Here is a 6,048-nt window from a genome sequence, read left to right as displayed (position 1 = left end):
TTTTCGACCGGAATATGCAATTCCCGGGCTGCCTTGAAAAAATGCCTGAGGGTGGTAGAAATACCCGCTATCAGATCAAAATTTCTCTGTAACCGTTTTCGCCATCCTTACCGATAAAATCAATTTAAAAATGACCATTTATTACGGTCAAAAAATGAGTGATCACGCCACTGACATAGCTATCATCAAAACTAAAATTACGAACCTAGAAATTTACTCAAAAATAACTTTTCAAAAATCAATAATAACTTCATTGGAAGGGTTGATATCATTTTTATAATTTGCAATAATTAAAACAAGATTATTGATTAAGACTTTTCCTTGTAGCTTAACATCAATATTTATGACAGATTACACTTAAATTATTATGTTCTTGATAATTTTCCTTACCAGCTATATTTAGGTGGCTACTTATCTGGTCTTATTGTTCACAGATAGGCACAAAAACACTAATAACAACTATAAGAAGGGGTTTATGATAAAAAGGCAAAAATGGGGTAGACCCCCAAAAATAGACTCAGACAAACGCACCCTGCGAGTTCGAGTTTCGTTTACAGCGGACGAATATCAGAAATTACAGGCACGATGCCATGCATCCGGGGTAGCTAAAATTAGCGAACTCGTTCGCGCAATTGCACTCAACGAGAAACACATAGACTCGGAACCAGCTATCTGTCATGTAGAATTGATCCATTGGTTAGCTCAGCTAAATAGGCTGACGGCAGATATCAACGAATTCATTTTGGAGTGTAGACTCCATTTACATTCTGATGAGGTCAAAAATAATCACTCCAAAAATGTTTTGATCCTCCAGAAAATCCAATCCGTCTATAAATTACTGATAAATATTTCAGGCGTAGCACATGTGGAGGGCAAACATGATCGGTGAGGTTTTTGATCTGACGCCAGGTTTTTCTGGGAGACTAAATTATATATTCAGGAATTCTCCATTCAAAAATTCTAACAACAAAAAGAAAGACCATAAAAAACAGGCCCCAACACAGATAAATTATCTTGGCGGAAATGTATTCAGCTACCCAGAGTTGGCGCTCACTGAAAGCGGTAAAAATTATAATGTCAGTGGGCTGCTCACAGAACTAGAGCAGCAGGCGAATTTGTATTTGGGTTCTGGAGAAATGAAATGTGCGCATTATTCAATTTCGTTACCTGCTGGTGATAGCCTCAGCCCATATCACTGGTTCGTGTCAGCTCGAATTTTCATGGATCGGATGGGATATGGAAATGACACGAAATGGACCTCTGTAATACACAATGACGCTCATTGCCAACATATCCATATCGTTGCATGTCGCGTAAAACTAGATCGCACTCTAGTCAATACCTACAACGATTATGACCGTTGCATACAGGCGGTACGAGATATAGAAAAAATTCTTGGCCTCGTTAAACAAAAAAATCCTAATGAAAACTGGGGAATTGAATATTCTATCACAGACATGAAAACCGGCACTGGTAGAGGAACGTTGTCAGCCCAGCAAGATCCAAAAAATCTTATAAGATCTGTTTTAGATAGAGTGTTTGAATGTAGACCGAGAACCATCTCTGGACTCGTAAAAAAGTTGCGGGGCTATAATGTGATGGTTGCCGTGCGTAGAAAAAATGGTGTCCCAACAGGCATTATGTACAGTGTTGATGGACTGATATGGATTTCAGGAACGCATGTTAAACGCCGCCGTGCGGCCTGGGGCAGGCTATTAGAACAGGGTATTACATACTCACCAACTAGAGATGATAAAATTTTAGAGTTACGTACTCACAATTTAGAGGAACAAAAAATAATAACTGAACTTCAAAAATACAATAAAATTTCACCAGAGCCAAATTTACATTTAAAACAAACCATCCCTATAGCATCAAAGGTTAGTTTAAATGAAAGAAAACATAACCAAAAATCACTAACATCTAAATGTGACACTTATATAGAAAATTTCATAGCATTGGTTCGCTGTACTCAAAAGCAATATAAGAAAATTATAGGTAGGGTTAAGTCATACATATACAGGGATAAACGATTTAACGCTCATAACCTGCTACAACTTAATTTTTCATGTGAATGGAAAGAAAAACCTTCCGATTCAGTGATTGAGGAGTTCTTAGCCGCGATAACGGCTGCATTAAAACGCATATTCAAGAATGGTTTTGAGTCAGTTAATCACGGATTGGAACCAAACCTACCCGATGGGTACGTTATGGATACAGAGGCACAGGCACAGGCACCAAACATCGTTGTGATTACATCATCAAATCAGGAGGAGTTAGTCACGTCAATTCACAACGCTAACAAATGGATCGATGATTGGACTGGAAGAACCATCCCAAATGGCATTGAGTTATTAAAGATGAAATAATTAAAACAATAAATTATGAGGTTAGTAATATGGCAATAGCAAGATTGAATTCAAACTTAAAAACAATCACATTCAGTACAACAATCAGCATTCAAGAAAATTTAGAACTCAAGGACGGAACCATTAGGTCAATATATAAATCCAAACATGAGCACCTTGGCACTGTTGATATAGATTCTGATTACTCACTAATTTCAAGTCTAACACAAGATGAAGTGATAAAATTTACCGAATGGGCTAAACAGCAACAAAATGACGTTAAAAATTCCTATCTCGCGAATCATGCCAGAGGTTTTTGGGGTGGTTACCCCGTTATAAAAAGATCAGTTTCCGATGATGAAAAGTATCGCGATGAATTTGGATTTATTCAAAATAGACGTATAGGTGAGTTCATAGGCGTTATCGCTGATCCGATAAAAATAAACCACCTCCTCTCGACATCAGACAAGGGTAATTCATTAAATTTCCACCTTATACGTAAGGATGGGACACTGGTCGACATGCTAAGTCCGTTGTGTGATGAAATTATCAGATCTCACAAAAAAACAAAATTAAACATTGAGGAGGCTAAGAATATTTTCCAGGGATTGAAACCCATTACCTACCTGATAACTGAGGTTATTGGATTTAAACAATCCGACCTAGAAAAAAAACTACCTCCTGGTTACAGAGCAAAAACTATATCATTGTTAAAAAATAAAACTAACGGTAAGTTTGGATAGTAAATACCGATCACAGGTCGGTCTAAAAACTAAAAAAATGATGAACAACGGATTGTATGTACGCAGGCATATTAAAATAAAAGTATTTTATTATACTGGCATCCTGCCGTTGACTAACGGCAATTTAAAAAATTCTACACTGTGGGCATAGCGTCAAAACTTGCCCACTATTCAGCTGACAGACGGCGATTGTTAGGGAAAGTGCGAACAAGTATCCCACGAACAAAAAATGAAAATTTTAGTCATTTAATATCAATGGGTTACCATTAAATGCTCTCGTGCCATATGACTTATTCGCACCTTCCCTAAGTTCCAACCCACCTTTGCTCAATGGCTTATCCAGGAAGTCTCCAACAACAGCGCCAAGGGGGCGTGTGATAATAAAGGCAGCCCAAAACAAGAATGTACGAGAGATCTTAGTCCATAAGTAGGCTGCGACTATGGCCAGCAACATGCCACCGAATACAACGGAACTCCCTGCATACCCGAATCCGGCATCATCGGCAGTCCAGTCACCCAATGCCGTGCCAAGAGTTTGTGAAAACATGATGGTGATCCAGTAGAACATTTCTGTTCTGGGTGACGAAATTACACTGGATGATATCTCTCCTTGCGCTCGATACCACACCCCAAAGGAACCAAGTAACAAAAGGAAGAGTATGGTCGAACCACCTGCATAACCAATTCCCAAAGAACGGTCTGCAAAGTCAGCCAGCGTTGTACCCACCGTGGTGGTTGCGATGATCGTGACCCAATACAGCGTAGGGTTATAAGACTTGGCGGATATCTGAGCACTGACAGCAGCAAAAAAAATGACTGCAAAAATTGCTGTACTCACTAGGTAGCCTAGATCCATCGACATCGATAACGCATCACCGCCTGTCTCACCAAGCGTTGTTGCTAAAATTTTAATCATCCAAAAGGCCAGTGTGATTTCTGGCACCTTGCTTACGATGTTATCGGTGTTGCTATGCATAGTTCACCCTATCATTTGGTTAGACGAATCGCCGTCCATGAAAGAGTGTCAGGGATTTATTAAGAAACACTTAAGCTGGATAGCGCCATGCGAAAAAATTTAACATTGATGCGTAGCGAATTGTGGAGTGTCAAATGGACTCACAAACTGGGTGGTTCTACTGGGCTTTCTTGTCTGCAATTTTTGCTGCTCTGACTGCAATTTTTGCGAAGGTAGGGGTGGAGGGGGTTGATTCTGACCTTGCAACTTTGATCCGCACAGGAGTGATCATCGTTGTTTTATCAGCATTTATTGCTTACACAGGGAAGTGGGCCAACCCTTTTGGTCTAACACCAAAAACTTGGATTTTCCTTACTCTGTCAGGTTTAGCAACAGGCGCTTCTTGGGTCTGCTACTTTCGAGCACTCAAGATTGGTGAGGCTTTTAAGGTTGCCCCAGTAGACAAGCTCAGCCTTGTCCTGGTTGCTATTTTTGCTTTCACTTTCCTTGGTGAACGACCATCGGTCAGAGAATGGCTGGGCATTGGCATGATCGCTGGCGGTGTCTTGCTATTGGCTTTCAAGCGATAGAAAGCTGAACGAAGCGCATCTTAAGACTTCCTTAATTTTAGCTGTGTATCATTTCGGATAAGACATTTGTGATTAAGATCGCATTTTTATCAGTAAATGACAAAATGCCGCTTAAGCTCACGTACAGCTTTGTTACCATTCATTTTCAACATAAAGACAAGATGTCTCGTTAGAAAGTGATTGTTGGACTATTAATGGAGTAAGTATGCCTTCCCTTATAAAAATAAAAATTGTTCCGCTTATGTTCTTTTTGGCACTGTATTTTGCATTTATGCTGAACTGGCGTGGAGTTCTCCATTTTTACGAAATCCTTTACAAATTAGAAGATTTTAAGTTTGGTTTCGCCATTTCATTACCAATATTGCTTGTTGCAGCGCTTAACTTTGTATTTGTTCCATTTTCGATACGGTATTTAATAAAGCCTTTTTTTGCACTTCTTATCGCACTTAGTGCAATCGTTAGTTACACAATGATGAAGTATAGAGTCTTGTTTGATCAAAACATGATTCAGAATATTTTTGAAACCAATCAAAATGAGGCGTTAGCATATTTAAGCTTACCAATTATAGTATGGGTTACTATTGCTGGTTTTATCCCTGCCATTTTACTTTTCTTTGTTGAAATTGAATATGAGGAAAAATGGTTCAAAGGGATTCTAACTCGTGCCCTATCGATGTTTGCATCACTTATAGTGATTGCGGTTATTGCAGCACTATACTATCAAGATTATGTGTCAGTGGGGCGCAACAATTCAAACCTCCAGCGTGAGATTGTTCCAGCCAATTTCGTTAATAGTACCGTTAAATACGTTTACAATCGTTATCTTGCTGAACCAATCCCATTTACAACTTTAGGTGATGATGCAAAACGGGATACTAATCAAAGTAAGCCCACGTTGATGTTTCTGGTCGTTGGTGAAACCGCTCGTGGTAAAAATTTCTCGATGAATGGCTATGAGAAAGACACCAATCCATTTACCAGTAAATCTGGTGGCGTGATCTCCTTTAATGATGTTCGTTCGTGTGGGACTGCAACCGCTGTATCTGTCCCCTGCATGTTTTCCAATATGGGGAGAAAGGAGTTTGATGATAATCTCGCTCGTAATAGCGAGGGTTTGTTAGATGTGTTGCAGAAAACGGGGGTCTCCATTTTTTGGAAGGAGAACGATGGCGGCTGCAAAGGCGTCTGCGACCGAGTTCCTAACATCGAGATCAAACCGAAGGATTACCCAAAGTTCTGCGATAAAAACACATGCTATGACGAGGTTGTCCTTCAAGAGCTCGACAGTGAAATTGCTCAAATGAAAGGGGATAAGCTGGTTGGCTTCCACCTGATAGGTAGCCATGGCCCAACCTACTACAAACGCTACCCTGATGCTCATCGTCAGTTCACTCCTGACTGTCCACGCAGTG

6 protein-coding genes are annotated in these 6,048 nt (G+C 39.8%); 5 read left to right on the top strand and 1 reads right to left on the bottom strand.

Features of this window, described 5'->3' with window-relative positions:
• Positions 1–475: 475 nt before the first annotated feature.
• From AACR93_RS23125 to AACR93_RS01320, 3 genes are read left to right on the top strand one after another with little or no spacing between them, the layout of a single operon-like run.
• Positions 476–889, top strand: coding sequence for a plasmid mobilization protein (locus AACR93_RS23125; protein WP_408779509.1), 414 nt, complete (start codon positions 476–478; stop codon positions 887–889).
• Positions 879–2,369, top strand: a complete 1,491-nt coding sequence (locus AACR93_RS01325) for a relaxase/mobilization nuclease domain-containing protein (protein ID WP_197077987.1) — start codon at positions 879–881, stop codon at positions 2,367–2,369. The genes AACR93_RS23125 and AACR93_RS01325 overlap by 11 nt, the downstream gene beginning before the upstream one ends.
• Before the next feature lie 29 nt (positions 2,370–2,398).
• Complete coding sequence (locus AACR93_RS01320) at positions 2,399–3,091, top strand: hypothetical protein (protein WP_043852133.1); 693 nt, start codon at positions 2,399–2,401, stop codon at positions 3,089–3,091.
• A 238-nt stretch (positions 3,092–3,329) separates the two neighbouring features.
• On the opposite strand, the gene AACR93_RS01315 is transcribed toward AACR93_RS01320, so the two are convergent.
• Positions 3,330–4,067 carry a COG4705 family protein gene (locus AACR93_RS01315; protein ID WP_043852132.1) on the bottom strand — a complete coding sequence of 246 codons (738 nt, stop codon included), beginning with the start codon at positions 4,065–4,067 and terminating at the stop codon, positions 3,330–3,332.
• A 134-nt stretch (positions 4,068–4,201) separates the two neighbouring features.
• Between AACR93_RS01315 and AACR93_RS01310 the strand changes: the two genes are divergently transcribed.
• Both AACR93_RS01310 and AACR93_RS01305 read left to right on the top strand, forming a co-directional pair.
• Positions 4,202–4,636 carry an EamA family transporter gene (locus AACR93_RS01310; protein ID WP_033113892.1) on the top strand — a complete coding sequence of 145 codons (435 nt, stop codon included), beginning with the start codon at positions 4,202–4,204 and terminating at the stop codon, positions 4,634–4,636.
• A 205-nt stretch (positions 4,637–4,841) separates the two neighbouring features.
• A partial coding sequence (locus AACR93_RS01305) for a phosphoethanolamine transferase (protein ID WP_043852131.1) occupies positions 4,842–6,048 on the top strand: 1,207 nt, incomplete at its 3' end.

The sequence above is a fragment of the Aeromonas sp. L_1B5_3 genome (assembly GCF_963866575.1).
Taxonomy (GTDB): Bacteria; Pseudomonadota; Gammaproteobacteria; order Enterobacterales; family Aeromonadaceae; genus Aeromonas; species Aeromonas jandaei.
This window is presented reverse-complemented; position numbering and strand designations above follow the sequence as displayed.

Coding starts and splice junctions, on each gene's coding strand:
- AACR93_RS23125 (WP_408779509.1), top strand. CDS start 476: ATGATAAAAAGGCAAAAATGGGGTAGACCCCCAAAAATAGACTCAGAC.
- AACR93_RS01325 (WP_197077987.1), top strand. CDS start 879: ATGATCGGTGAGGTTTTTGATCTGACGCCAGGTTTTTCTGGGAGACTA.
- AACR93_RS01320 (WP_043852133.1), top strand. CDS start 2,399: ATGGCAATAGCAAGATTGAATTCAAACTTAAAAACAATCACATTCAGT.
- AACR93_RS01315 (WP_043852132.1), bottom strand. CDS start 4,067: ATGCATAGCAACACCGATAACATCGTAAGCAAGGTGCCAGAAATCACA.
- AACR93_RS01310 (WP_033113892.1), top strand. CDS start 4,202: ATGGACTCACAAACTGGGTGGTTCTACTGGGCTTTCTTGTCTGCAATT.